Annotated in this window: 25 protein-coding genes; 12 read left to right on the forward strand and 13 right to left on the reverse strand. The window is 59.4% G+C overall.

The annotated features are described in order from the left end of the window. Positions 1-46: 46 nt before the first annotated feature. On the forward strand, positions 47-1,381 hold the full coding sequence (locus tag ACM6IR_RS27780) for a DEAD/DEAH box helicase (protein WP_414910653.1): 1,335 nt from the start codon (positions 47-49) through the stop codon (positions 1,379-1,381). Between the two features lie 117 nt (positions 1,382-1,498). Here the strand turns inward: ACM6IR_RS27780 and ACM6IR_RS27785 are convergent, their stop codons facing one another. Continuing rightward, the gene (locus ACM6IR_RS27785) at positions 1,499-2,737 is read right to left on the reverse strand and encodes a TIGR03862 family flavoprotein (protein ID WP_414910654.1); all 1,239 of its coding nucleotides are present in this window, start codon (positions 2,735-2,737) and stop codon (positions 1,499-1,501) included. Between the two features lie 194 nt (positions 2,738-2,931). Continuing rightward, complete coding sequence (locus ACM6IR_RS27790) at positions 2,932-3,852, reverse strand: histone deacetylase (protein ID WP_414910655.1); 921 nt, start codon at positions 3,850-3,852, stop codon at positions 2,932-2,934. Between the two features lie 75 nt (positions 3,853-3,927). On the opposite strand from ACM6IR_RS27790, the gene ACM6IR_RS27795 reads away from it, so the two are divergent. The 3 genes from ACM6IR_RS27795 to ACM6IR_RS27805 all read left to right on the forward strand — a co-directional run bounded on the left by ACM6IR_RS27795 (position 3,928) and on the right by ACM6IR_RS27805 (position 6,065). Next, positions 3,928-4,497 carry a GNAT family N-acetyltransferase gene (locus ACM6IR_RS27795; protein WP_414910656.1) on the forward strand — a complete coding sequence of 190 codons (570 nt, stop codon included), beginning with the start codon at positions 3,928-3,930 and terminating at the stop codon, positions 4,495-4,497. 108 nt (positions 4,498-4,605) lie between these two features. Then, a complete protein-coding gene (tesB, locus tag ACM6IR_RS27800; RefSeq protein WP_414910657.1) occupies positions 4,606-5,475 on the forward strand; it encodes an acyl-CoA thioesterase II in 870 nt (289 codons plus the stop codon). After that, entirely contained in the window at positions 5,472-6,065 is a 594-nt protein-coding gene (locus tag ACM6IR_RS27805) for an HAD family hydrolase (RefSeq protein ID WP_414910658.1), read from the forward strand. Before tesB ends, ACM6IR_RS27805 begins: the two co-directional genes overlap by 4 nt. A 125-nt stretch (positions 6,066-6,190) precedes the next feature. Here the strand turns inward: ACM6IR_RS27805 and ACM6IR_RS27810 are convergent, their stop codons facing one another. Together ACM6IR_RS27810 and ACM6IR_RS27815 are read right to left on the reverse strand one after the other, a co-directional pair. Further along, positions 6,191-7,150, reverse strand: coding sequence for an alpha/beta hydrolase (locus ACM6IR_RS27810; protein WP_414910659.1), 960 nt, complete (start codon positions 7,148-7,150; stop codon positions 6,191-6,193). Continuing rightward, the gene (locus ACM6IR_RS27815) at positions 7,151-8,044 is read right to left on the reverse strand and encodes a neutral zinc metallopeptidase (RefSeq protein WP_414910660.1); all 894 of its coding nucleotides are present in this window, start codon (positions 8,042-8,044) and stop codon (positions 7,151-7,153) included. It lies immediately after the preceding gene. Between the two features lie 292 nt (positions 8,045-8,336). Here ACM6IR_RS27815 and ACM6IR_RS27820 point away from each other — a divergent pair, with 292 nt between their 5' ends. After that, a complete protein-coding gene (locus ACM6IR_RS27820; RefSeq protein WP_414910661.1) occupies positions 8,337-9,113 on the forward strand; it encodes an IclR family transcriptional regulator in 777 nt (258 codons plus the stop codon). A 394-nt stretch (positions 9,114-9,507) separates the two neighbouring features. Continuing rightward, positions 9,508-10,386 carry a DMT family transporter gene (locus tag ACM6IR_RS27825; RefSeq protein ID WP_414910662.1) on the forward strand — a complete coding sequence of 293 codons (879 nt, stop codon included), beginning with the start codon at positions 9,508-9,510 and terminating at the stop codon, positions 10,384-10,386. Between the two features lie 49 nt (positions 10,387-10,435). Here the strand turns inward: ACM6IR_RS27825 and ACM6IR_RS27830 are convergent, their stop codons facing one another. Next, a complete protein-coding gene (locus ACM6IR_RS27830) occupies positions 10,436-11,773 on the reverse strand; it encodes an MFS transporter (RefSeq protein WP_414910663.1) in 1,338 nt (445 codons plus the stop codon). 652 nt (positions 11,774-12,425) lie between these two features. On the opposite strand from ACM6IR_RS27830, the gene quiC reads away from it, so the two are divergent. Continuing rightward, complete coding sequence (quiC, locus tag ACM6IR_RS27835) at positions 12,426-14,327, forward strand: 3-dehydroshikimate dehydratase QuiC (protein ID WP_414910664.1); 1,902 nt, start codon at positions 12,426-12,428, stop codon at positions 14,325-14,327. A gap of 102 nt (positions 14,328-14,429) precedes the next feature. Next, the gene (locus ACM6IR_RS27840) at positions 14,430-15,107 is read left to right on the forward strand and encodes a TetR family transcriptional regulator (protein ID WP_414910665.1); all 678 of its coding nucleotides are present in this window, start codon (positions 14,430-14,432) and stop codon (positions 15,105-15,107) included. Between the two features lie 36 nt (positions 15,108-15,143). On the opposite strand, the gene ACM6IR_RS27845 is transcribed toward ACM6IR_RS27840, so the two are convergent. The 3 genes from ACM6IR_RS27845 to ACM6IR_RS27855 all read right to left on the reverse strand — a co-directional run bounded on the left by ACM6IR_RS27845 (position 15,144) and on the right by ACM6IR_RS27855 (position 17,496). After that, positions 15,144-15,998: a shikimate dehydrogenase gene (locus tag ACM6IR_RS27845; protein ID WP_414910666.1), complete on the reverse strand. Its 855-nt coding sequence runs from the start codon at positions 15,996-15,998 to the stop codon at positions 15,144-15,146. Positions 15,999-16,003: 5 nt separating this feature from the next. Beyond that, complete coding sequence (gene aroQ, locus ACM6IR_RS27850) at positions 16,004-16,444, reverse strand: type II 3-dehydroquinate dehydratase (RefSeq protein WP_414910667.1); 441 nt, start codon at positions 16,442-16,444, stop codon at positions 16,004-16,006. Positions 16,445-16,584: 140 nt separating this feature from the next. Further along, positions 16,585-17,496, reverse strand: coding sequence for a LysR family transcriptional regulator (locus tag ACM6IR_RS27855; protein ID WP_414910668.1), 912 nt, complete (start codon positions 17,494-17,496; stop codon positions 16,585-16,587). Positions 17,497-17,712: 216 nt separating this feature from the next. On the opposite strand from ACM6IR_RS27855, the gene ACM6IR_RS27860 reads away from it, so the two are divergent. Further along, entirely contained in the window at positions 17,713-18,141 is a 429-nt protein-coding gene (locus tag ACM6IR_RS27860; RefSeq protein WP_414910669.1) for a DUF4160 domain-containing protein, read from the forward strand. Next, positions 18,138-18,584, forward strand: a complete 447-nt coding sequence (locus tag ACM6IR_RS27865; protein WP_414910670.1) for a DUF2442 domain-containing protein — start codon at positions 18,138-18,140, stop codon at positions 18,582-18,584. The genes ACM6IR_RS27860 and ACM6IR_RS27865 overlap by 4 nt, the downstream gene beginning before the upstream one ends. Before the next feature lie 54 nt (positions 18,585-18,638). Here ACM6IR_RS27865 and trmA read toward each other — a convergent pair whose 3' ends face one another. Beyond that, entirely contained in the window at positions 18,639-19,718 is a 1,080-nt protein-coding gene (gene trmA, locus ACM6IR_RS27870; RefSeq protein WP_414910671.1) for a tRNA (uridine(54)-C5)-methyltransferase TrmA, read from the reverse strand. After that, positions 19,715-21,010, reverse strand: coding sequence for an NCS2 family permease (locus ACM6IR_RS27875; protein WP_414910672.1), 1,296 nt, complete (start codon positions 21,008-21,010; stop codon positions 19,715-19,717). Before ACM6IR_RS27875 ends, trmA begins: the two co-directional genes overlap by 4 nt. A 223-nt stretch (positions 21,011-21,233) precedes the next feature. Between ACM6IR_RS27875 and ACM6IR_RS27880 the strand changes: the two genes are divergently transcribed. Both ACM6IR_RS27880 and ACM6IR_RS27885 read left to right on the forward strand, forming a co-directional pair. Then, positions 21,234-21,680 carry a DUF4879 domain-containing protein gene (locus ACM6IR_RS27880; RefSeq protein WP_414910673.1) on the forward strand — a complete coding sequence of 149 codons (447 nt, stop codon included), beginning with the start codon at positions 21,234-21,236 and terminating at the stop codon, positions 21,678-21,680. A 66-nt stretch (positions 21,681-21,746) separates the two neighbouring features. After that, a complete protein-coding gene (locus ACM6IR_RS27885; protein WP_414910674.1) occupies positions 21,747-22,298 on the forward strand; it encodes a DJ-1 family glyoxalase III in 552 nt (183 codons plus the stop codon). Between the two features lie 6 nt (positions 22,299-22,304). Here the strand turns inward: ACM6IR_RS27885 and ACM6IR_RS27890 are convergent, their stop codons facing one another. The 3 genes from ACM6IR_RS27890 to ACM6IR_RS27900 form a co-directional block, all read right to left on the reverse strand. Next, complete coding sequence (locus ACM6IR_RS27890) at positions 22,305-22,592, reverse strand: HigA family addiction module antitoxin (RefSeq protein ID WP_414910675.1); 288 nt, start codon at positions 22,590-22,592, stop codon at positions 22,305-22,307. A 13-nt stretch (positions 22,593-22,605) separates the two neighbouring features. Beyond that, entirely contained in the window at positions 22,606-22,884 is a 279-nt protein-coding gene (locus tag ACM6IR_RS27895; protein ID WP_414910676.1) for a type II toxin-antitoxin system RelE/ParE family toxin, read from the reverse strand. An 89-nt stretch (positions 22,885-22,973) separates the two neighbouring features. Further along, positions 22,974-24,212 (reverse strand): MFS transporter, encoded by a 1,239-nt coding sequence (locus ACM6IR_RS27900; RefSeq protein ID WP_414910677.1) that lies wholly within the window; start codon positions 24,210-24,212, stop codon positions 22,974-22,976. Positions 24,213-24,509 lie beyond the last annotated feature (297 nt).

Genomic DNA, 24,509 nt, shown 5'->3' on the forward strand with positions numbered 1-24,509 from the left:
CACACTCGTTTTGCACAACCGCGCTGAATTTTCCTACGGTAATCCCATGACTTTCGCCACCCTTGGCCTGATCGAACCCTTGCTGCGCTCTCTCGAGACGCTCGGCTACCAGACCCCGACGCCGGTTCAGGCGCAAGCCATTCCGGCGGTGCTGGCCGGTCGCGACCTGATGGCTGCCGCCCAGACCGGCACCGGCAAGACCGCCGGTTTCGCGCTGCCGCTGCTGCAATTGCTGGCTATGGAAGGGCCGAAAGTCACCGCCAACTCGGTGCGCGCGCTGATCCTGGTGCCGACCCGCGAGCTGGCCGAACAGGTTCACGAAGCCGTGCGTCAGTACGCTGAGAACCTGCCGTTGAGTACGTATGCGGTGTACGGCGGCGTCAGCATCAACCCGCAAATGATGAAGCTGCGCAAAGGTGTCGACCTGTTGGTAGCGACGCCGGGCCGTTTGCTCGACCTGTTCCGACAGAACGCACTGAAATTCAACCAGCTGCAAACCCTGGTGCTGGACGAAGCCGATCGCATGCTCGATCTGGGCTTTTCCGAGGAGCTGGGAAACATTTACAAGGCGCTGCCGAAGAAACGTCAGACGTTGCTGTTCTCCGCGACCTTCTCCGATGCGATCCGCACCTTGGCCGGGCAAATGCTCAACGATCCCCTGAGCATCGAAGTCAGCCCGCGCAACGTCGCGGCCAACACGGTTAAACAGTGGGTGGTGACGGTCGACAAAAAGCGCAAGCCGGAGCTGTTCATCCATTTGTTGCGCAAGGGCAAGTGGAAACAGGTGCTGGTGTTCGCCAAGACCCGCAACGGCGTGGATGCGCTGGTGGAAAAGCTCCAGGGCCTGGGCATCAACGCCGACGGCATCCATGGCGACAAACCTCAAGCCACTCGTCAACGCGCACTGGACCGTTTCAAAGCCAGCGAAGTGCAGATTCTGGTTGCAACCGACGTCGCGGCCCGTGGCCTGGATATCGAAGATTTGCCGTTGGTGGTCAATTTCGACCTGCCGATCGTGGCTGAGGACTACATCCACCGCATCGGCCGTACCGGCCGTGCAGGTGCAACCGGGCAGGCTATTTCGCTGGTGTGCGCCGATGAAGTGAACTTGCTGTCGGCCATTGAGACGTTGACCCGTCAGACGTTGCCTCGCCAGATGGAACATGACTTCGAACCCGAGCACCGCGTGCCGGATACCGATGCCAGCGGTCAGGTGGTCAAGAAGCCGAAAAAACCGAAGAAGCCAAAGACCTCCAGTGGCGGCAAACGCAACCTGGGCAAGTGGGTTGAGAGCGGGGATGCTTCGGCGCCGGAACCTTCGATCAAGCCTGTGCGAAAAGTCCCGGTGTTTAATACCGGGCCGCGTAAGCGTAAGCCTTGATTCGCTGCGGCGTCTGTTAAGCCGCCTTCGCGAGCAGGCTCGCTCCCACACTGGATCTGTGTCGTTCACTAGTCCCCTGTGGGAGCGAGCCTGCTCGCGAAGGGCGCACCTCGGTCTTCAACCGTTGCGCTTCAACCACTCCACCATCCCCAACCCCGCCGCACGCCCACTGGCAAAACACGCCGTCAGCAAATAGCCCCCCGTCGGCGCTTCCCAATCCAGCATTTCCCCCGCGCAGAACACGCCCGGCAATTGCTTGAGCATCAATCGCTCATCCATCGACTCGAACATCACGCCACCGGCGCTGCTGATGGCTTCGTCCAGCGGGCGGGTTTTCACCAGCGTCAGGGGCAGTGCCTTGATTGCCTTGGCCAGCAGTGACGCGTCGGCAAAGCACTCGACCGGTGTCAGTTCTCGCAACAGCGCTGCTTTCACGCCGTCGAGCCCAAGCTGGTTGTGCAGGTGTTTGGACATGGAGCGCGAGCCGCGCGGTTTGCTCAGTGCCGCCTGAACTTTATCCACAGGCCGGCCAGGCAACAGGTCGAGGTAAATGGTCGCCGAGCCCTGTTGATTGATCGCTTCGCGGATCGGAGCCGACAGCGCGTAGATCAAACTCCCTTCAATCCCGGTGGCCGTGATCACACATTCTCCCAGCCGTGGCACGTCGTCGTTGAGGCCAATGGCGATATTTTTCAGCGGTGCACCGGCGAATTTACTAACCATCAACTCGCTCCAGGCCTGCACCTCGAAGCCGCAATTGCTCGGTTGCAGCGGCGCCAGTCCTACACCGCGTTGCTCCAGTGGCAGCATCCACGCGCCATCGGAACCCAGTCGCGACCAACTGCCACCGCCGAGGGCGAGCAAGGTCGCGTCAGGCTTGACGGTTTTTTCGCCTTCAGGGCTGTGGATCCGCAAATCGCCCTGGTCATCCCAGCCGATCCAGCGGTGGCGGGTGTGGATAACTACGCCATGGTCACGCAGCCGTTTGAGCCAGGCGCGCAGCAGGGGGGCGGCCTTCATGTCCGTAGGAAATACTCGGCCGGAGCTGCCGACAAAGGTTTCGATACCCAAGTCATGAATCCATTGGCACAACGCCTCGGCCCCAAAGCCCCGCAGCAGCGGCGCTATCTGCGGCGCACGCTCGGCGTAGCGTGAGAGAAATGCCGGGTAGGCTTCGGAATGAGTGATGTTCATGCCGCCGACACCGGCCAGCAGGAATTTTCGCCCCACCGAAGGCATGCCGTCGTACAAGTCGACGTTGATCCCGGCCTGGCTCAACACTTCCGCTGCCATCAAACCGGCGGGACCGCCACCGATAATGGCGACGTGAGGGGCGTGGGAGGAGGGCTGAGTCATGGTGTGCGCTGCGGTTTGGCGGAATAAGCCGGGCATTCTACCAGCCCGAAACATTGTAGGATCCAGGTCGCTTCAAATAGTTGATCAAAAAACAATCACCCCATTGCAGGCTATATGCAGCATGGCCTGTAGGACCTTTCGCTCAGGTTATCCACAGGCAGCTCCACAGGCATTGTGGGTAAAGCATCCACAGCTCAATGACACCCTGATGACTGCCAGACCCGTTGTGCGCTGTGATGCAGAATTCCATGACGGCGGGCCAAGGCCTTGCGGTCCTTGCTGTACCCGCCGCCAATCACCCCGACCACCGGAATGTCTCGCCCAAGGCAATGGCGCATCACACTTTCATCCCGGGCCGCGACGCCTTCGTCGGTCAGCTTCAAATAACCGAGCGCGTCATCCTTGTGCACATCGACGCCAGCGTCATACAGCACCAGATCCGGTTGATAGAGCGGCAGCAGATAGTTGAGTGCATCTTCCACGACCTTGAGGTAATCGGCATCGCCCATGCCCTTGGGCAATGGAATGTCCCAGTCACTTTCGGCCTTGCGTGCAGGAAAGTTCTTTTCGCAATGCAGGGAAACGGTCACCGCGTCCGGGGTATCGCGCAGAATTCGCGCAGTCCCGTCGCCTTGGTGCACGTCGCAATCGAAGATCAGCACCCGATTCACACGGCCACTTTCCAGCAGGAAATGGCTGATCACCGCCAAGTCGTTAAAGATGCAAAAACCTGCCGGATAGTCGTAGTGCGCGTGATGCGTGCCGCCGGCCAGGTGACAGGCCAGCCCGTGCTCCAGCGCTTGCTCGGCCGCCAATAACGAACCGCCGACCGCCCGCACCGTGCGACGGGCCAACGCTTCGCTCCAGGGCAAGCCGAGGCGCCGTTGATCTTCGCGGGACAACTCGCCACTCATATAACGTTCGATATAGGCAGCGTCATGTGCGAGGGCGAGAATCTGCGGCGGACAGAGTTCCGGGCGCAGCAGGTCGGCGTCGCGGGTCAGGCCGCTGTCCACCAGGTGATCGCGCAGCAGGCGAAATTTGTCCATGGGGAAGCGGTGATCCGCCGGGAACTCGGGACTGTAATCTTCGTGGTATATCAGCGGCAGTGGCATGACGATTTAATGTAGGAATGAAGGACGGATCCTACCAGCGTTGTAGACTGGCGGCATGCAAAGGAGGAGGAGACGATGGAGCCGATACTGCAACTCGAAAGTGCGAGACTGTTGTTGCGGCAGTGGCGCGATGAGGATTTGCCAGAGTTTGCGGCGATGTGCGCCGATCCACAGGTGATGCGATATTTTCCAGCGCCGTTGAGTCGATTGGAAAGCGCTTCGCTGATCGGACGGGTTCGTGGCCATTTTGCCGAGCACGGTTTCGGTTTCTGGGCGCTGGAGCGCAAGGACACTCGCGCCTTTATCGGTTTTACCGGGCTCGGCGTGGTCGGTTTCGACGCCCCCTTCACTCCGGCCGTCGAGATCGGCTGGCGCCTGGCCCGCGAGCATTGGGGGCTGGGTTATGCCAGTGAAGCAGCCTGGACCGCTCTGCGCTGCGGGTTTGACCGTTTGGCGCTGAATGAGATCGTGTCCTTCACTACCCAGACCAATACCCCCTCTGAAAAAGTCATGCAGGCGATTGGCATGCACCATGATTCAGCCGATGACTTTGAGCACCCGAGGCTCGCAGTCGATCATCCCCTGCGGCACCATGTGTTGTATCGCATCAGCCGTGAACAATGGCTGCAAACCTTGCATGGATAAGCGGGCACGGACGTTTACAATGGCGCCCATAGTGGCGCCCGGGCCGAAAACTGAATTGACCGCCGCAGCCAAGACTGCGCGGCATTGCGTTGTGTGAGGAGAGTCTGAATGAGCCAAGTATTGGATGATCTGGTCGAGCTGTTGACCCTGGAACCGATCGAAGAAAACCTGTTCCGTGGCCGTAGCCAAGACCTGGGCTTTCGTCAGTTGTTCGGCGGCCAAGTGATCGGCCAGTCCCTGTCGGCAGCCAGTCAGACAGTCGAGGAAACGCGCCATGTGCATTCAATGCACGGTTATTTCCTGCGCCCTGGCGATTCTGCTTTGCCGGTGGTTTATCAGGTTGATCGGGTGCGTGATGGCGGCAGTTTCAGCACGCGTCGGGTGACGGCGATCCAGAAGGGCAACCCGATTTTCACCTGCAGCGCGTCGTTCCAGTACGACGAAGAAGGCTTCCAGCATCAGAGCGAAATGCCGATTGTGGTCGGGCCGGAAAACCTGCCGTCGGAACTGGAGATTACCCAGCAGCGTGCGCACCTGATTCCGGAGCATATGCGCGAAAAGCTGCTGTGCCCCAAGCCCATCGAATTCCGGCCGATTACCGAGAAAGATCCCTATAACCCGCAGCCGTCCGATCCGATCAAGTACGTCTGGTTTCGCGCCGACGGTGCCCTGGCCGATTCACCTGCGCTGCATAAATACCTGCTGGCTTATGCCTCGGACTTCGGTTTGCTGACCACGTCGATGCAGCCGCATGGCAAATCGGTCTGGCAGAAAGACATGCAGGTCGCCAGCCTCGATCACGCGCTATGGTTCCACGCGGACCTGCGCGCCGACGATTGGTTGCTCTACGCGATGGACAGCCCGTGGGCCGGCAATTCTCGCGGATTCACCAGGGGCAGCGTGTTCAACCGCGCCGGGCAATTGGTGGCGTCGGTCACTCAGGAAGGCCTGATTCGTCATCGCAAGGATTGGGCATGAGCCTGGCCGAGGTGCGGCACTGGGTGTTCGACATGGACGGCACCCTGACGGTGGCCGTGCATGATTTCGCGGCGATTCGCGTGGCCTTGGCGATCCCGGCCGAACACGACATTCTGACTCACCTCGCCGCGTTGCCGGCCGATGAAGCCGCTGCGAAACATGCGTGGTTGCTGGAACACGAACGTGATTTGGCACTGGGTTCGAAACCGGCGCCGGGTGCGGTGGAATTGGTGCGGGAGTTGGCCGGGCGTGGCTATCGCCTGGGCATTTTGACGCGCAATGCTCGCGAGCTGGCGCACGTCACGCTGGAGGCGATCGGCCTCGCCGACTGCTTCGCGGTGGAAGATGTGCTGGGTCGTGATGAAGCACCGCCTAAACCGCATCCGGGTGGTTTGCTGAAATTGGCGGCAGCCTGGAAGGTGCCCGCGAGTGAGCTGGTGATGGTCGGTGATTACCGTTTTGATCTGGATTGCGGGCGGGCCGCGGGGGCGCGGACGGTGCTGGTCAATCTGCCGGACAATCCCTGGCCGGAATTGACCGATTGGCATGCGGCGGATTGTGTGGCGTTACGCGAAATGTTGTCCGCCTGAGGGCCCCATCGCGAGCAAGCTCGCTCCCACACTGGTTCTCTAATGAATACAACTTTTGTGTTCACTGAAGATCAACTGTGGGAGCGAGCTTGCTCGCGATGGCGTCAGATCCGGCAACACAAAACTTACTGACCGAACAACACCTTCTGCCCCTCTGGCGAGGTAAACATCCCATCCCCATCATGCCCAACCCCGGGCACTTCGATCAGCTGCTGACTCAAGCCTTGAGGATGGCCGCGCTTTAAATAATCAAAATAATAGCGCCCACGAATCAATCGATAAGCACCTTGGGCCTCTGCCTCACAGCCTTTATCCAGGGCCGGATGATGAGGGTCGATGTCCTGTTGGCCCAGCAGATAAACGACGTCACGTTTGACGTATTTTTCCTCCAGCTGCGCCGGCGTTTGCCCTTCGGCATAGGCAGGCAAATTCGACAGCCCGTACTTCCAGCGATTGAAATCGGGACACGCCGCATGCTTGAACGCCACGGGCCTGCGCTCATCGAAATACGCATAGGAAGACGGGTTGGCGATCACAAAACGCACCTGCACGCCGGCCTCCTGGAGTTCCGGCACATCCCGGCTCAACACCGCATAACGCTGAACCACCTGAGCGCCGCCAGAGTGACCGGCGATGACAACTTCCTTCACGTCCGGAAACTGTCGGCGATCGCCGATTCGGGCGATGATTTCGTCGAGTGCCGCGTAGGAACTCAGAGGAAACGGACCTGTGGATAAACCGCCGGCCATCCAGTCATTCCCTTGCCAGCGCAATACCGTGTCGGCCACGGGATGGAGCGCGATGTCGGTCTCGTTAAGAAACTGCGGCGCAATCACCAAGGTGGTCGCGCTTTGCCCGGCCAGTTCGGCTGCGTGTTCGGCGCTCTGGCGGTAGGTTTCCGCATTGCGCAGCCGACCGTGGATGATGATCAGTACGCGTTCGATTTTCGCCGGCGCCGGGCCGATGCCCACAGCCATCTCACCTTCTTTCAACAGCAGTCGTCCAGGGCTGACCTCCTTTACCCCGTGCTCGGCAGCCTGGGTGCTTGCGCAGGCGATCAATATCGTCAACAGCCACTTCTTCATTTATAGGTTTTTCGCGGCAAAGGTATCGCACTGGCCAACCTGGCCTTGAGCAAATCCGGTTTTGAACCAGCGCACCCTTTGCGCTGACGTACCATGCGTAAACGAGTCCGGCACCACTCTACCCTGACCTTGTTGCTGCAAGCGGTCGTCGCCGATGGCGTTGGCGGCGTTCAACGCTTCTTCGATGTCACCCGGTTCCAGCCAGTTCAGGCGTTTCTGAGCATTGTTGGCCCAGACCCCGGCCAGACAATCGGCCTGCAGTTCCTGGCGCACCAGCAAACCGCCGTCGCCTTCCATTTGCCGACCCTGTTGGCGAGCCGTCTGAATTTTCGCCGAAACACCGAGTAAGGTCTGAACATGGTGTCCGACTTCGTGAGCGATCACGTAGGCCTGCGCGAAATCACCTGCGGCGGAAAAGCGTTGGGACATTTCCTGGAAGAACGCCATGTCCAGGTAGACCTTCTGGTCCGCCGGGCAATAAAACGGACCGGTCGCCGACGTCGCCAGGCCGCAGGCCGAATTGACGCGGTTGCTGAACAGCACCAGGGTCGGGTTCTTATACTGCCGACCGGCCTGTTGGAAAATCTGACCCCAGGTGTCCTCGGTATCGCCGAGGATCGAACGCACGAACTCGGCGCCTTCATCATTGGCCGGTGGCGCCTTGCGGGTCTGGTTACTGGCCGGTGCCGATTGTTCGGTCATCTGCCCGGTCAATTGTCCGAGGATCTGCATCGGGTCCTGTCCGGTGATCCAGCCGATTCCGACGATCAAGAGGATCGCCGTCAGGCTCAAACCCTTGCCACCTCCGAAGCGCATCCCGCCACCGCCGCCGCCGACATCATCACCACGTGCATCGACCACGTTGTCGCTGCGTCGGCCTTTTCTCCATAGCATGGGGGAGTCCTCTGTATGTCCGTGGGGATGAGTGTTGCTGGTGTGTGGGAGCGGCGCCAGTCCGGTCGTCCGGCTTTTACCTGGCAACCCGAGGGCGGTCACCAGGAACAACGCAGACAGTAGGAACACGGATACCCCATCGAATTCCGTCAGACGATGGATTTTTATCGAACGGGTGGACGCCTGCCTCGCATTCAAGCGCTAATGTGGGAGGTTATGGGACGTTGGGTTCCAGGTTTCGCATTCGCTCGATTGTCTTCTAGAATCGAAAAAATTTTGTGTGGGACTTTCCATGGCCGGCAGTCAGATAGAACGGGTTTTCAGCGTGTTGGAAAGCCTCACCAGCGACTCGCGCGGACTGCCAATGCAGATGTTGGCGGAGCAACTGGATATCCCCAAAAGCGCGACCCATCGCCTGCTCGCCGAACTGATTCGGTTGGGCTACGTGCGGCAGAATCCGGAGAACTTGCGCTATCACTTGTCGACCAAGTTAGTCGCGATGGGTTTCCGCTACTTGTCGAGCAGCGGCGCGGATATTGTTCAACCGGTGCTTGACCGGTTGGCTCAGGAAACCGGTGAGCTGGTGCGTCTGGGGGTAATCGAAGGCGAGCGGCAGACCTGGATCGCCAAGTCCCAGGGCGCCCGTTCCGGGCTGCGTTACGACCCGGACATGGGCCGTGATGCACCGCTTTTTTACACCGCCTCCGGTCATGCATGGCTGGCGTGCATGAGCGATGCCGAAGCCTTGTCACTGGTGGAGCGGCAGGCCGTGGAGCGACCATCGGAGCTGGGCCCCAACGCGCCGCGTTCCAACATTGAATTGCTCGAACGTCTGCGCCTGGCGCGTGAGCAGGGCTATGCCTGGGTCGAGGAGAGTTCGGCGGTGGGGACGTCAGCGATAGCTGCAGTGGTGCGGCATCCCGGCGATGGTCGGGTGATTGGCGTGCTCAGCATTGCCGGGCCCAGTGCGCGGATGCCGGGCGCGCGCCTGCATGAGTTGGCGCCGCTGCTGTTGAAATTTACCGAGGAATTGTCAGCCGCAAGCCTCGCGTCTGAATTGTTCGTTTAATTTGAACCGCACAGATCCATGTGGGAACGAGCTTGCTCGCGATAGCGGACTGACAGCTGACTCAGATGTTGAATGTCAGTCCCTCATCGCGAGCAAGCTCGCTCCCACATTGTTTTTTGTTCAATTAAAGCTGTGCGCTGTTCGAACGCTTTCGGTCTTGATCTGTTCGAGAATCTGGAACAAGGTTCTAAATTGTTGGGGTTCATCCTTCTACCAAGATCACAAAAGGACCGCGCCTTGAACTCAGCCCTTCGAATTGCCCGAGTCGGTGGTGGAAACATGGGCTAGCACCACCTTATGCGACGTCGCAGGGGCCGCCAGGGCCCTGGATAGCCTGTAGGAGCGAGGCTTGCCCGCGAAGCTTTTGAATATTAATGCAAAACAAGGACAACCCATGACCGTCAGCACTCCGCTCTCCGGTGTAAACCAACCCTTCAAAGGGATTTTGCTGATCGTTGTCGCGACCTTCCTGTTTTCCAGCCATGACGCCTTGTCGAAATACCTCTCAGGCTTTTACCCGATCATCATGGTGGTTTGGGCCCGGTATGTGGTTCACACCTTATTGATGGCCGGGATTTTCCTGCCTCAATCCGGGTTGAGTGTCCTACGGACCAAACGACCGTTGCTTCAGCTGGTGCGGGCGTTGTGCCTGCTTGGCACCAGCCTGCTCTTCACCTCGGGCCTGTTGTTCATTCCGCTGGCCGAGGCGACGTCGGTCAACTTCCTGGCACCGGTGCTGGTCACCGCGCTGTCGGTGCCGCTGCTCGGTGAACGCGTCACTCGCGGCCAATGGATCGCGGTGATGTGTGGATTTATCGGGGTGTTGATTATCGTCCATCCCGGTGGCGATCTGTTCACGCCCGCGGTGCTGTTTCCGCTCGGCTCGGCCCTGTTTTTCTGCTTCTATCAGTTGCTCACCCGCAAGCTCAGCGAAATCGATAGCCCGACCACCAGCAACTTCTTCGCCGGGTTGTGCAACACCTTGGTCATGAGTGCGCTGGTGCCGTTCTTCTGGCAGCTGCCGAGCCTGGGGCATAGCCTGATGATGCTGGCGCTGGGGGCATGCGGGATGACTGCGCACCTGTTTTTGACACAAGCCTTCCGCTATGCGGCGCCAGCCTTGCTGGCCCCCTTCAGTTATTGCCAGATTGTGTTTGCGGGGCTGCTGGGCTGGCTGCTGTTTGCCCACACACCCACCCTGGCCACGGTGGTCGGGATCGCGGTGATTTGCTGCAGCGGCCTGGCGGCAGCCTGGCAGCAGAGTCGTCGCTAGGAAAAGTACAAAAGCAGGCCTGGAATCAGGCCTGCCGGGGGCGGGGGCTTTACTCGGTGACGGTCGGAATCTTGCGCGGCGCCATGAAGTACATCCAGATCAGCGCGATGAAGTACATCGCCGGAATCAGGGTGAACAGTACGGTGTAGTTATTGTTGGTCACGGTCAGGATATGGCCGACCAGCTGGGTCATGAACATGCCGCCAATGGCCGCGCACATGCCGCCAAAGCCGAACACTGTGCTCATCATGTGTTTAGGCGTGTAGTCCATCACCAGGCTCCAGATGTTGGCGGTCCAGGCCTGGTGCGCACCGATGGCCAGGGAAATGGCAAACACCGCGACCCACAGGCTGCTCGAGCCGGCAGCCATGATCACGCCGACGATGCAGCAGGCGAACAGGAACATGGACATCAGTCGCGCCTTGATCGGATTGATCCCGCGCCCGATCAGGAACGAGGACAGGATGCCGCCACCGACGCTGCCGAAGTCCGCCGTCATGTAGATGATGATCAGCGGGATACCCATCTGGGTCACGTTGATGCCCAGGTTGTATTGCTGGTTGAGGAAAGGCGGCAGCCAATACAGGTAGAACCAGAATACCGGCGCCGTCATCGAGTAGGCGAGGGCGAAGGCCCACGTGCCACGCATGCGCAGGATTTTCGAGAACGGTACGCGGGTTGGCTCCGGTTCGACTTCGTTCTGGATGTAGTCCAGTTCCGATTGTTTGACGCTTGGGTGATCTTCCGGGTTGAAGTACTTCAAACCCCAGAACAGCAGCCAGATCCCGCCCAATGTCGACATGCACAGGAACGCGCCCTGCCAGCCCCAGACGTGAAGGATCAGCGGCAGCAGCATCGGGGTGAACATCGCGCCGACGTTGGTCCCGGCGTTGAAGATGCCAGTAGCCACGGCGCGTTCGCCGGCCGGGAACCACACCCGGGTGGTCTTTACGCAGGCCGGGTAGTTGGCCGCTTCGGTCAGGCCGAGAATGAACCGACAGACCATAAAGCCGACCGCCGAAGTGGCCAGTCCGTGAGCGCCGGTGGCGATACTCCAGAGCAACACCGCGCAGAAGAACACGCGTTTCACGCCGACCCGGTCAATCAGCCGGCCTTGCAGTACAAAACCGATGGCGTAGCCGACCTGAAACCAGAAGTTGATGTTGGCGTAGTCCATCGCCGTCCAGCTCATTTCTTTGGCAAGAATGGGCTGCATGACGCCCAGTGCGGCGCGGTCGATGTAGTTCAGGGTGGTGGCGAAAAACACCAGCGCCAGCATGCCCCAACGGGTTTTGCCGACGGCCATGGCGCCGCGGATCTTGTCGCCGATGCCGCCTGTGGCGACGCCCATGGCCGGAGCCATGCGAGAGCTTTGAGAAGGAATCATGTGTGCCATCCGTTCAATGACTGACAAGCAAAGCTCGTCGGGACTTCAAGGGCGCGTGATCAATCGGCGGCGGTCTGCACGCAAGGATTGATCGGCTGAGGAGTTTTCGTCTGTAGACGACAACGTGTTTATTCAGCGAGCGGCACGGTTCGGCCAGAGGCGCGAGACGTTCGGATGGACGCCGGGCAGGGTGTGTAAGGCGTGTAGCGAGGGAGCAAGGCGTTGAATGAGTGCATGAGCGTGTACCCGTTTTTTGAAATTTTTATGTGGTGTTCTGGGTCTTGGGTGACTGATGCCGGTGATTGATGACCGGAACCAATGTGAGGTTGATGTTGCGCAGTGGACGAAAAATCGTCAATTCGTCAAGGGTCATTGTGTTCGATAATCGCACGCAAAACTAACTGAATAGTACACTTTGGGTTGCTGTGTGAGTTCGTCACGCCAATAATTCACTCCATACAAACACCGGACCCTGTAGCAGCTGGCGAAGCCTTGTGGGAGCGAGCCTGCTCGCGAAGGCGGTATGTCATTTGCATTTATGTCGACTGACACAGCCTCTTCGCGAGCAGGCTCGCTCCCACAAGGCTTCGCCAGCTGCTACATAAACGTGCGATGTCGAAAACAAGATTGTCCCCCCACCGGGAGTCGAAATATGCAGCGTTCCATTGCCACCGTTTCCTTGAGCGGTACCCTGCCGGAAAAACTCGAAGCCATTGCCGCTGCCGGTTTTGACGGCGTGGAGATTTTCGAAAACGACCTGCTCTACTACGACGGCAGCCCCCGGGAAATCAAACAGATGTGTGCCGATCTCGGGATCGCCATCACGCTGTTTCAACCGTTCCGCGACTTTGAAGGTTGCCGCCGTGATCGTCTGCCGCGCAACCTGGAGCGGGCCGAGCGCAAGTTCGACCTGATGCAGGAACTGGGTACTGACCTGGTGCTGGTGTGCAGCAACGCCTCTGCCGATTCGGTCGGTGATGAACAGATCCTCGTTGATGATTTGCGTCTGCTGGCCGAACGGGCCGGGGCTCGTGGCCTGCGAATCGGCTATGAAGCGCTGGCCTGGGGGCGGCATGTGAACACTTACCAGCAGGTGTGGAACATCGTTCGACAGGCCGACCATCCAAGCCTCGGTGTATTGCTGGACAGTTTTCACACGCTCTCGCTCAAGGGCGACCCCAGCGCTATCGCCGAGATTCCCGGCGACAAGATCTTCTTCATACAGATGGCCGACGCACCGATCCTGGCCATGGATGTGCTGGAGTGGAGTCGGCATTTCCGCTGCTTCCCGGGCCAGGGAGAATTCGATTTGCCGGGGTTTCTCGCACCGATCATCAGGAGCGGTTACACCGGGCCGTTGTCGCTGGAAATCTTTAACGACGGCTTTCGCGCAGCGCCGCCACGAGCCAATGCCGCCGACGGTTTGCGTTCGTTGCTGTACCTGGAAGAGAAAACCCGCGAACGTCTGGCGCAGGAAGCCAAACCAACGGTCAATCCCGATATTCTGTTCGAGACGCCCAAGGCCAGCGAGTACAACGGCATCGAGTTTCTGGAGTTCGCCGTGGACGAAAGCCTGGGTGCCAAACTCACCCATTGGCTGGAACGGCTGGGTTTCGTCAAGGCCGGCCAGCACCGGTCCAAGAGTGTCAACCTGATGCGTCAGGGCGATATCAACCTGATTCTCAACGCTGAACCTTATTCTTTTGCGCACAGTTTTTTCGAGGCTCATGGCCCATCACTGTGCGCCACCGCTGTGCGGGTTCAGGACAGCGCCAGTGCACTGGCGCGGGCGGTGGCCTACAAAGGCCAGCCATATCGCGGACTGGTTGGCCCCAATGAACTGGAGCTGGCGGCCGTGCGCGCACCCGACGGCAGCCTGATTTACCTGGTGGACCAGGACGCCGATGTCTACGGCACCGATTTCAATTTACATTCGTCGGCAACGGCCAGTGGCGGGCTTAAACGAATTGACCACATGGCCATGGCGTTGCCGGCCGACAGCCTCGACAGTTGGGTGCTGTTTTATAAGAGTCTGTTGGATTTCGAGGCCGACGACGAAGTGGTATTGCCCGATCCCTATGGCTTGGTGAAGAGTCGGGCGCTGCGCAGTCGCGACAGTTCTATCCGCTTGCCACTGAACATTTCCGAGAACCGCAACACCGCCATCTCACACGCGCTGTCGAGTTATCGCGGCTCCGGCGTGCACCACATTGCCTTCGATTGCGACGACATCTTTGCCGAAGTCAGCCGGGCCAAGGAGGCGGGCGTGCCGCTGCTGGATATCCCGCTCAATTACTACGATGACCTGGCGGCGCGCTTCGACTTCGACGACGAGTTCCTGAGCGAACTGGCCTATTTCAACGTGCTTTATGACCGCGATGCTCAGGGCGGCGAGCTGTTCCACGTTTACACCGAGCCGTTTGAAGGGCGGTTCTTCTTTGAAATTATCCAGCGCAAGAATGGTTATGCCGGATACGGAGCGGCCAACGTGGCGGTGCGACTCGCCGCCATGGCCAAATCCCGCAGCGGGGCCGCCCGTCAGACGAAGTTGTAGGAAATTCGTAACCGCGGGGTTAAACCGTTGCCGCACGACTTCCTTCAGTGTGCGGCGCGGCCCATAATCGCCAGCCTGTGCACCAACGGCCGTGAGCCCGCAATGACCATCACTTCAGAACGCTCTGTAGCCCCCGACGAACCTGTCGTCGAGCCGCGCAAGAGTCGCAAGAACAACCCGGAAAAAACCCGCGAGAACATCCTTCAAGAAGCCATTGTCGAGTTCGTTCAGCAGGGGCTTTCCGGCGCTCGCGTCGATGCCATCGCTGAGCGCATCCACACCTCCAAGCGCATGATCTATTACTACTTCGGCAGTAAAGAACAGCTCTACGTCGAGGTGCTGGAGAAACTCTACGGGGATATCCGCAGCACGGAAAACCGTCTGCACCTGGCGGAACTGGCGCCGCTGGAAGCCATTCGACGGTTGGTGGAATTCACTTTCGATCACCATGATCGCAACGTGGATTTCGTGCGCATCGTCAGCATCGAGAACATTCACAACGCCGAGTATGTGAAACGCTCCGAAGCGATCAAGGCGATGAACACCACGGTGCTCGATTCACTGGGGGTGATTTTGCAGCGTGGTGCCGAAGAGGGATTGTTCCGTAGCGGCCTCAACCCGCTGGACGTGCACTTGCTGATCACTTCGTTTTGCTTCTATCGCGTGTCGAACCGCCATACCCTTGGTGAGATTTTTCAGATCGACTTGTCGCAAGAAAGCGTCAAACAGCGTCATCGAGAAATGGTCTGCGAGTCTGTGCTGCGGTATTTGCGGGCCTGATCCGGGAGGAGGGGGGGGGCCCCTCACACCCATCATTCAGCCGTTCATGCTCTGAAAATGCGCCAGCATCCGCTGGGCATCGGGCACCACGCTGCTGAACAACTCGAACGCCTTCACGGCCTGAAACACCGCCATAGTGCCGCCATCCAGCGTCCTGCAACCCAAAGCCCGGGCGTTGCGCAGCAGTTCGGTTTCCAGCGGGAAATAAACAATCTCCGCCACCCATAACTCAGCCCGAAGCAGCTCCACCGGCACCGGCATGCCCGGCAGCTTTTTCATGCCCATGGGCGTGGTGTTCACCAGACCATCGGCCTGTGCCATCGTACTCGGCAAATCGTGTCCGGCCACCGCTCGACCGGCGCCGAAATGTTGATTGAGGTTGTCGGCCAGGTGTTGGGCGCGGCTGATTTCCACGTCGAAAATGCTCAGCTGTTGTACGCCTTCGCTTAATAGCGCGTGGGCCACTGCCGCGCCTGCGCCACCGGCGCCCATTTGGACGACACGCTTAACGGCAACGCCCTGCAAGCCACGCCGAAAGCCTTCGGCAAACCCCAGACAATCGGTGTTGTGGCCAATGCGTTTGCCATCCTTCAGCACGACGGTATTCACCGCGCCAATGCCTCGGGCTTCCGACGACAACTCGTCGAGCAGCGGGATGATCGTCTGCTTGCACGGAAATGTGATGTTCAGTCCGGTGAAGTGCATGCGCTCGGCCGCCATCAACAGGTCAGGCAAAGCGTCGCTGTCGAGTTGCAACTGATCGAGGTCAATCAGGCGATAGAGGTAACGTAACCCCTGGGCATCGCCTTCATGCTCGTGCAGTGCCGGGGTGCGGGAAGCCTGGATGCCGGCGCCGATCAGGCCGGCCAGTACCACGTTGTTCTGTGTCACAGCGTTCACCCTTTCAGACGTTGGCTGAAGTGCTCCAGCGCGAGGCGATAGCCATGGCTGCCGAAACCGGCCATGACCGCGGTGGCGATGGCTGACACGAAGGAGTGATGGCGGAAGGGCTCACGGGCGTGGACGTTGGACAGGTGAACTTCGATCACCGGCAGCTCGCTGGCGACGAGGGCATCGCGGATCGCAACCGAGGTGTGGGTCCAGGCGGCCGGGTTGATGACAATCCCGGCGCAACGGCCCCGGGCTGCGTGAATCCAGTCGAGCAATTCGCCTTCATGGTTGGTCTGGCGAAACTCAACCGCCAGGCCGAACTCTTCGGCGGCACGTGCACACAAGGCTGAGATATCCGCCAGGGTTTCATGGCCGTAAGTGGCCGGTTCACGGGTGCCGAGCAGGTTCAGGTTCGGGCCGTTGAGCACCAGAACGATAGGGTTCATCGGGGTCTCTCCACTTGTTATTTTTAGCATTGGCCGAGGGTCTCAGCCTGTGGAGATAAATTGTACTAGATGGTTAATTTGGTCAATTAAAGAGGTGGCTCGCCGGATTTTTGTGTGCGGTGATCGGACGACTTCAGCGTTCAGCGAGGCAGGTGCTCCATCAGGAAATCAATAAACGCCCTTAACCGCAACGGCACGTGGCGACTCTGTGGATAGAGCAGGGTGAACGGCCGTGAGCGTCCGCCATACGGCTTGAGCACTTCCACCAGCGAGCCATCTGCCAGTTCGTTTTCGACAATGAAGCGATAGGTTTGAAACAGTCCCGCCCCGTGTTTCGCCAGGGTCACGCCCCCCAGCACATCGTCAGAACAACTCAGATTGCCGTCGGCGAGAATCTCCCGCTGCTCGCCGTTGTCGTTGAACAGCCAAGCGATTCGCCGACCGCTGCTGGGTAATTCGTACTGGATGCATTCGTGCTGCTTGAGGTCGTCCAGTGTTTGGGGAGTGCCCGCACGCTTCAGGTAATCGGAGCTGGCAATCATCACCAGCTCCGCGTCTTCAAGCGGTCGTGCGATCAGGCCTGAATCCGGGATGGCGCGCACGCGGATGGCCATGTCATAGCCTTCACCCACGAAATCGATGTTGCGATTACTGATGTGCGACTCAACCTTCACCGACGGGAACCGTGCACGAAATTCAGGCAACAACGGCAGAATGCGGTGGTGGGCATAGGTGGTGGGAATACTGATGCGCAACGTGCCGGACGGTTGCTGCTGTTGGCCCATGACCTCACGTTGGGCTTCGACCAGTTGCGCCAGCGCTTGACGACATTCCTCGTAATAACGCCGGCCACTGTCGGTCAGTTTGACGCTGCGGGTGGTGCGGGCGAACAGACGCACAGCCAGGCGTTCTTCCATGCGCGACACCGAACGGCTCACGGCTGCCGGCGTCACGCCGGCCACCAGTGCCGCAGCGGTAAAGCTGCCGGCCTCGGCGGCCAGGCAAAACAGTTCGATGCTGCCGAGCTGAAGATCGTCGAATACTCGCTGCATGATTGATTACACCGGGGATCAAATGAAGGTCTTGATGCAGTGTTTATCAAATTGTCGAAAGGATTGCTTACCATTTTTGTCCTTTGATCGCCGCGCTTGGGACGATTTGCAACGCTAGTCTCAAGTTCGGATGACTGAATGCGGGTCAGGACCAGTCATCGGGTTCTTCAAGGAAAGTCGAGTCATAGGACTCACAAACCTAACGGATGGGTTAATATGAAATTGTTCCGCTACAAAGGGCTTTCAATGGTGATCATGTTGCGCGATGAGCACTGCCCACCGCACGCCCATGTGGACGCCGGGCCCTGGAGCGCGCGTTTCAAATTCAGCTTCTGGCACAACAGTGTCGAGCTGTGGGACGTGGTTCCCTATTTCAACCGGCCGCCAGTGGCAGTGCTGGAAGGCTTGCGTCATGCGCTCGGGCAACCGGCCCATTTGCGTCGTGCACGGAATGTCTGGTGGAGCAAGTTACACACCGTCTGCCTCGATCATCAGATATGGGACTGGCAGACCAGCGAAGTCGTGGTGGTCAAAAGGATCGCCAGTACGACCTGCATGATTGGCTCTGCTTGTTATGAGCCCGAGACGAACAAGACCCTGCTGGCGTTGATAGGCGTTCCGGAGGGCGTGGAGATCAAACTATGAAAACGGTAACAGCAACAAATTTGGTGGATCGGCCCGTCACCGAGGCCGTGCTGGATGAAGCCATCCTGCGGGGACAGGTGCGTCACAAAAGCGGTGTGCAGGTGACTTCGGTGAGCTTTGTGGACCCGTGCCTGGCACTCAGTTTCATTGATGGCAGTGGCGTGCTGCTGCCAGTTCAGCACTATCCGGAGTTCGATGATTTTGACGTCGAGGATTTCGCAGAACTGAAAGTCGGTTTTTCCGGGACCGCCCTGTGCCATGAGGGTAAGGATCTGCAGGTCTCCATCGCCGGGATGATTTCGGCGAGCAAGCCGCTGATGGATATGGCCGCTTCGGTCATCGCCTCGCGCAATGGTCGCCAAAGCAGCGCCGCCAAAGCCGAGGCTGCGCGGGCGAACGGCCGTAAGGGCGGACGTCCGCGCAAGGCCGATGCGACTGTCTGAGCACCCACAAAAAAGCCGTCGTAATGACGGCTGTTTTGTATCGGTCGGCTGCAATCACCGCCTGGTCAGCAACACCCCTGACTCCATGTGATGAGTCCACGGGAACTGGTCGAACATCGCGCACTGAGTGATGCGGTGGGTGTCGTGCAGTTGGGCGATGTTGGCGGCCAGGGTTTGCGGGTTGCAGGAAATGTACAGGATGTTGTCGAAGCGACGCGTCAGTTCGCAGGTGTCCGGGTCCATGCCGGCGCGAGGCGGATCGACGAAGACGCTACCGAATTCGTAGCTCTTCAGGTCGATGCCGTGCAGGCGACGGAACGGACGCACTTCGTTCAGCGCTTCGGTCAGCTCTTCGGCGGACAAGCGCACCAGGGTGACGTTATGCACAGCGTTTTCGCTGAGGTTACTCAGCGCCGCGTTGACCGAGGTCTTGCTGATTTCGGTGGCCAGCACTTTGCGCACACGGGTGGCCAGCGGCAGGGTGAAATTGCCGTTGCCGCAATACAGCTCCAGCAAATCGTCGGAGCGATCACCGAGTGCGTCGTACGCCCAGTTGAGCATTTTCTGGTTCACGGTGCCGTTGGGCTGGGTGAACGCGCCTTCGGGCTGACGGTAGCTGAACGTGCGGCCGCCGACTTCCAGCTTTTCGACCACATAATCGTGACCGATGACTTCGCGTTTGCCCTTGGATCGACCGATGACGCTGACATTCAGGTCGGCAGCCAGTTTCGAAGCCGCCGTGTGCCAGTGCTCGTCCAGAGGGCGGTGATAGCACAACGTGATCATTGCATCGCCGGCCAGGGTGGTCAGGAACTCCACCTGAAACAACTTGTGGCTCAGCGCCGCGCTCGCTTTCCATGCCGCCTTGAGCTGCGGCATCAACTCATTGATGCGCAGGCTGGCGATCGGAAAGGCTTCGATCAGGATCGGCGTACGTTTGTCTTCCTGGGAAAACATCGCGTAGTGCCGCTCGCCGCCTTCGCGCCACAGGCGGAATTCGGCACGCAGACGAAAGTTTTGCAGCGGTGAGTCGAAAACCGCTGGCTCGGGCGCATCGAACGGGGCCAACAGATCACGCAGGCGCGTGACCTTTTCTTCGAGCTGAACAGCGTAGGCCTGGGAATCAAAAGTCATGCGTTGAACCAACCCAACTTGATCACGAACAGAATCGACAGAATCACCAGCGCCGGGTTCAGTTCACGGGCGCGGCCGGACAGCACTTTGATCCCGGTCCAGGCGATGAAGCCGAAGGCGATGCCGTTGGCAATGGAATACGTGAACGGCATGGCCAGGGCGGTGACCACGACCGGTGCGGCCACGGTAATGTCGTCCCAGTCTATTTCGGCCAGGCCGGATGTCATCAGGACCGCGACGAACAGCAGTGCCGGTGCCGTGGCGAATGGCGGAATACTGGCAGCCAGTGGCGAGAAGAACAGCGCCAGCAGGAACAGAATCGCGACCACCACAGCGGTCAGGCCAGTGCGGCCACCCGCACTCACGCCGGCTGCGGATTCGATGTAGCTGGTGGTGGTCGAGGTGCCCAACAGCGAACCGGCCATGGCCGCGGTACTGTCGGCGATCAGGGCGCGGCCCATTTTCGGCATGTGGCCGTCCTTGCCCATCAGGCCGGCGCGCTTGGCAACGCCGATCAACGTGCCCGAGTTGTCGAACAGGTCGACGAACAGGAAGGCGAAAATCACGCTGACCAGACCGATGTCCAGTGCACCCTTGATGTCCAGTTGCAGGAATGTCGGGGCCAGCGATGGCGGCATCGACATCACGCCGCCAAACGGGGTGAAGCCCATCAGGATGGAAACAATGGTCACCGCCAGGATCCCGATCAGCACCGCGCCGCGCACTTTCAAGGCTTCGAGGGCAACGATCAGGGCAAAACCGAGGGTCGCGAGGATTGGAGCGGGTTGCTTCAGGTCACCGAGGCCGACCATGGTCGCCGGGTTGTTGACCACGATGCCCGCGTTATGCAGGGCAATCAGCGCCAGGAACAGGCCGATACCGGCAGCAATCGCCGAGCGCAGTGCTAGCGGGATGCTGTTGATGATCCATTCCCGGATACGGAAAATCGACAGCAGGAAGAACAGCACCGCGGAGATGAACACCGCGCCGAGCGCCACTTGCCAGGTGTGGCCCATGTGCAGGACCACGGTGTAGGTGAAGAAGGCATTCAAGCCCATGCCCGGCGCGAGGGCGATCGGGTAGTTGGCGATCAGGCCCATCACTGTGGAGCCGATGGCTGCCGCCAGGCAGGTCGCGACAAACACCGCGCCCTTGTCCATGCCGGTCTCGCCGAGGATGCTCGGGTTGACGAACAGAATATAGGCCATGGCCAAAAAGGTCGTGACGCCCGCCAGAATCTCGGTCCGCACGTTGGTGTTGTGTGCCTTGAGTTGAAACAGCCTTTCCAGCATGTCTGCTCCCCGTGGCGCGCCCGGCGCCGTGAATGTATCGACCTCAACATCAAAGCACAGACCGTACCAGGCGCCTGGTAATTTTCTGTGGGTCGGAAAAAGCCGCGCATCATACCAGCAGCGTGGGGCTGTGGCTGCTTATGGCTGCGATCGTCGTCGATGTTTTGCGCTTAAGCCAAGTGAGCCATACTGCGCGCTGGTTTTGGGGGTACCTATGTATTGCATGAAAAAGCGTGGAATTGCGGCATTCGGCGTATTGATTGCCCTGTTTCTGGGGGCGCAAACCGCATTGGCGGCATCGGCGCCCCCGTTGAGCCAGGTGAACGTGCTTAAAGTCGAGTCGCGGGGCTGTGGCGTTGAAAACATTGCTCCGGGGCAAGAGCAGACCCGCTGCAATCACACAGGGCCGAACATCAAGATTTACGTGCTGGAAGTCGGCTACGGTAAGGGGGCGCATGTGGGGCTGGACGGTTTTGCGGTGAGCGGCACTCGCACTCCGGTCTGTGCGTTTGATAACGGCAACCTGACTGCCTGCATCGCAGGGAGAAAAACCGTCGGTTATGTGTATGTCTTTGATCTGGCAGGCAAGCAGGAGGGCACGTTCACCTTCAGCGATACGTCCATCAACGTGCCAGGCAACACAATGTCGACACAGCTTTACATCAAGTAACGGCCGGCTCGAACAAGGGACAGGAAAGCTGTCTACGCTTTAAAGATCATCCTGTGGACTGTGCCCATGACCTTTAGAGCTTTGATTACCCTCGCCGAGGGCATCGATGACCTGCAAACAGTGACGTTGATCGATGTATTGCGTCGCGCCAAGGTTGAAGTGGTGGTGGCCAGCATTGAGGGGCGGCGCATGCTCACCTGTGCCCGAGGCACCCGATTGACGGCCGATGCGATGCTGGTGGATCTGCTGGCCCAGACGTTCGACCTGATCGTCCTGCCCGGCGGAGTGGTCGGGTCGCAACACCTGGCCGCCCATCAACCCTTGCAGCAATTGATCAAGGATCAAGCGATGGCCGGGCGTCTGTTCGCCGGCATCGCCGAGGCCCCGGCATTGGCGCTGCAAGCCTTCGGCGTTTTACGTCAGCGGCGCATGACCTGCCTGCCATCGGCCAGTCACCAGCTGTTGGGTTGCAATTTTGTCGATCAACCAGTGGTGGTCGATGGTAACTGCATCACCGCCCAAGGCTCGGGCGCGGCATTGCCATTTGCGTTAGTGTTGGTGGAACAACTCTGCGGCAAATCCGTGCGGGCAGCGGTGGCGGGGGAGTTAGTGGTGTAGAGGAGGTCAGGCGTGGACGGCGAGAGGTTTGATGACCGGTTGTTCGCGCTGCTCTGCTTGCCAAAGATCGTAGTCGGTCTGAACACCTAGCCACATCCGCGCCTTGCCGATTCCGGCTCGCTCCAGACGTACCGCCAAGTCTGGACTGATCGGCGCGTGGCCATGCAGGACCCGTGAAAAATGCGGGCGCGCAAACCCCAGGTGCCGCGCTAGTTCTGTGATGCTGATGCCCAGTTCGGGCAATACATCCATCAACAGTGTTTCGCCAGGGTGTGGCGGGTTGTGCAAGGGCATGTCCTGCCTCCTGTCAGTGGTAGTCCAGATAGTCGACCAGTTCGATATCCGAACCGATAAAACGAAAAACAACCCGCCAGTTTCCCGAAACGCTCAGTGACCAATACTCAGTCAACTCCCCCCTGAGCGGGTGCAACCGCCATCCCGGTAGGTCGAGGTCACCAGGTACCACTGCGCGGTCCATGAATTGCAGCATTCGAGACAGACGCTTCGCACGGACTGCACGGATCCCGCGAGTCGAACCTGTTTCATAGAAGCCACGAAGGCCTTTGTGCTGAAAGGAAATGATCATGGGGTGAGTGTAAGGCGTTACATTACACTCAATGTGCTATCTATGTATTGCACCTGGTCGGCAAATTTGTGCTTCACCCCCGCGGTGCATCAAACCTTGGCTTCTTCCATCGGCACATGCATTCGGTCGCGTTTGGCCAGGGTCGGGAACAGTTTGATCCACGTACCCGTGACCACCAGTGTGCCGATACCGCCCATGACCACCGCCGGTACGGTGCCGAACCAATGGGCGGTGAGGCCGGATTCGAACTCGCCCAACTGGTTCGAAGCGCCGATGAACAGACCGTTCACGGCGCTGACACGGCCGCGCATTTCGTCCGGGGTTTCCAGTTGCACGAAGGACGCCCGGATCACCATGCTGATCATGTCTGCTGCGCCCAATACCACCAGCACCGCGAGGGAAAACCAGAAAGAGGTCGACAGGCCGAAGGCGATGGTCGCGACACCGAAAATGCCTACCGCCGTGAACATCACCCGTCCGACGTTGCGTTCCACGGCAAATCGCGCCAGGAACAGCGACATCAGTAACGCCCCCACCGCCGGCGCCGAACGCAGCAGGCCCAGGCCCCATGGGCCGGTCAGCAGAATGTCTTTGGCGAACACCGGCAGCAACGCAGTCGCGCCGCCGAGCAATACGGCAAACAGGTCCAGGGAGATCGCCCCGAGAATGTCCGGGCGGCTGCGGATGAAACGAATGCCCGCCAGTAACGAATCCAGGGTGGCCTTGCCCTTGTTCAACGGTGTTTGCCGGGCCGGTAGGTTGAGCATCAGCGAGCAAGCGATGAGGTAAAGGATCACGGTCGGGCCATACACCCAGACACTGCCGAAAGCGTAGAGCAACCCGCCGAGGGCCGGGGCGACGATCGTTGCCGATTGTTGCGCCGATTGCGCTGCAGCGACGGCGCGGGGGAACAACGCGCTGGGCACGATGCTCGGGAGCAAGGCTTGCGTCGTCGGCATCTCGAAGGAGCGCGCAGCACCGAGCAGGAACGCGAGGATGAAGATCATCTCGCGGGTGACGTGGTCGGTCGCACTACCGATGGCCAGCGACAGCGCGATCAACGCTTGCACAGATTGGCAGATCGCCGCGACCTTGCGCCGGTCATAGCGGTCTGCGACATGCCCGGTGTGCAGCATGAATAATACCCGCGGGGCGAACTCCACAAGACCCACCAAACCCAGATCGAGCACGTTGCCGGTCAGTTGGTAGAGGTTCCAGCCAATGGCCACTGTCAGCATCTGAAATCCGCTGGCGGTAAACACCCGAGCCAGCCAGAACGCAATAAAAGGGCGGTGATGACGTAACAGCAAGGGCGCTTGGCTGGGCATCTGAAGGCAGGTCTTGAACGAGGGGAGGGGCGAGATTATCACCAAGCTGTAACCAGAAGTTGCAAGGCACGGCAAATTAGTTAGCTAGATACCGATCTGCTCTTGCCCCCTGTAGCAGCAGGCGCAGCCTGCTGCTACAGGGGCCTGTGAGGCAACCTGTCACGCGGCAAAAGACCACACCGTCCATCGTCAAAAATGGGACTACTCTTTTAACGTTGCTTGACCCAGATCAAGACCGTTCGTGGAATTGATCCGGCGGCCAGATGGCCAGACTCCCTACGTTGTGCTGTGTGTAAA

The sequence above is a fragment of the Pseudomonas sp. IT-P253 genome, from assembly GCF_949768125.1.
GTDB lineage: Bacteria > Pseudomonadota > Gammaproteobacteria > Pseudomonadales > Pseudomonadaceae > Aquipseudomonas.

Excerpts from the sequence above, each read along its gene's own strand:
- ACM6IR_RS27780 (WP_414910653.1), top strand. The coding sequence starts at position 47 with ATGACTTTCGCCACCCTTGGCCTGATCGAACCCTTGCTGCGCTCTCTC.
- ACM6IR_RS27785 (WP_414910654.1), bottom strand. The coding sequence starts at position 2,737 with ATGACTCAGCCCTCCTCCCACGCCCCTCACGTCGCCATTATCGGTGGC.
- ACM6IR_RS27790 (WP_414910655.1), bottom strand. The coding sequence starts at position 3,852 with ATGCCACTGCCGCTGATATACCACGAAGATTACAGTCCCGAGTTCCCG.
- ACM6IR_RS27795 (WP_414910656.1), top strand. The coding sequence starts at position 3,928 with ATGGAGCCGATACTGCAACTCGAAAGTGCGAGACTGTTGTTGCGGCAG.
- tesB (WP_414910657.1), top strand. The coding sequence starts at position 4,606 with ATGAGCCAAGTATTGGATGATCTGGTCGAGCTGTTGACCCTGGAACCG.
- ACM6IR_RS27805 (WP_414910658.1), top strand. The coding sequence starts at position 5,472 with ATGAGCCTGGCCGAGGTGCGGCACTGGGTGTTCGACATGGACGGCACC.
- ACM6IR_RS27810 (WP_414910659.1), bottom strand. The coding sequence starts at position 7,150 with ATGAAGAAGTGGCTGTTGACGATATTGATCGCCTGCGCAAGCACCCAG.
- ACM6IR_RS27815 (WP_414910660.1), bottom strand. The coding sequence starts at position 8,044 with ATGCTATGGAGAAAAGGCCGACGCAGCGACAACGTGGTCGATGCACGT.
- ACM6IR_RS27820 (WP_414910661.1), top strand. The coding sequence starts at position 8,337 with ATGGCCGGCAGTCAGATAGAACGGGTTTTCAGCGTGTTGGAAAGCCTC.
- ACM6IR_RS27825 (WP_414910662.1), top strand. The coding sequence starts at position 9,508 with ATGACCGTCAGCACTCCGCTCTCCGGTGTAAACCAACCCTTCAAAGGG.
- ACM6IR_RS27830 (WP_414910663.1), bottom strand. The coding sequence starts at position 11,773 with ATGATTCCTTCTCAAAGCTCTCGCATGGCTCCGGCCATGGGCGTCGCC.
- quiC (WP_414910664.1), top strand. The coding sequence starts at position 12,426 with ATGCAGCGTTCCATTGCCACCGTTTCCTTGAGCGGTACCCTGCCGGAA.
- ACM6IR_RS27840 (WP_414910665.1), top strand. The coding sequence starts at position 14,430 with ATGACCATCACTTCAGAACGCTCTGTAGCCCCCGACGAACCTGTCGTC.
- aroQ (WP_414910667.1), bottom strand. The coding sequence starts at position 16,444 with ATGAACCCTATCGTTCTGGTGCTCAACGGCCCGAACCTGAACCTGCTC.
- ACM6IR_RS27855 (WP_414910668.1), bottom strand. The coding sequence starts at position 17,496 with ATGCAGCGAGTATTCGACGATCTTCAGCTCGGCAGCATCGAACTGTTT.
- ACM6IR_RS27860 (WP_414910669.1), top strand. The coding sequence starts at position 17,713 with ATGAAATTGTTCCGCTACAAAGGGCTTTCAATGGTGATCATGTTGCGC.
- ACM6IR_RS27865 (WP_414910670.1), top strand. The coding sequence starts at position 18,138 with ATGAAAACGGTAACAGCAACAAATTTGGTGGATCGGCCCGTCACCGAG.
- trmA (WP_414910671.1), bottom strand. The coding sequence starts at position 19,718 with ATGACTTTTGATTCCCAGGCCTACGCTGTTCAGCTCGAAGAAAAGGTC.
- ACM6IR_RS27875 (WP_414910672.1), bottom strand. The coding sequence starts at position 21,010 with ATGCTGGAAAGGCTGTTTCAACTCAAGGCACACAACACCAACGTGCGG.
- ACM6IR_RS27880 (WP_414910673.1), top strand. The coding sequence starts at position 21,234 with ATGAAAAAGCGTGGAATTGCGGCATTCGGCGTATTGATTGCCCTGTTT.
- ACM6IR_RS27885 (WP_414910674.1), top strand. The coding sequence starts at position 21,747 with ATGACCTTTAGAGCTTTGATTACCCTCGCCGAGGGCATCGATGACCTG.
- ACM6IR_RS27890 (WP_414910675.1), bottom strand. The coding sequence starts at position 22,592 with ATGCCCTTGCACAACCCGCCACACCCTGGCGAAACACTGTTGATGGAT.
- ACM6IR_RS27895 (WP_414910676.1), bottom strand. The coding sequence starts at position 22,884 with ATGATCATTTCCTTTCAGCACAAAGGCCTTCGTGGCTTCTATGAAACA.
- ACM6IR_RS27900 (WP_414910677.1), bottom strand. The coding sequence starts at position 24,212 with ATGCCCAGCCAAGCGCCCTTGCTGTTACGTCATCACCGCCCTTTTATT.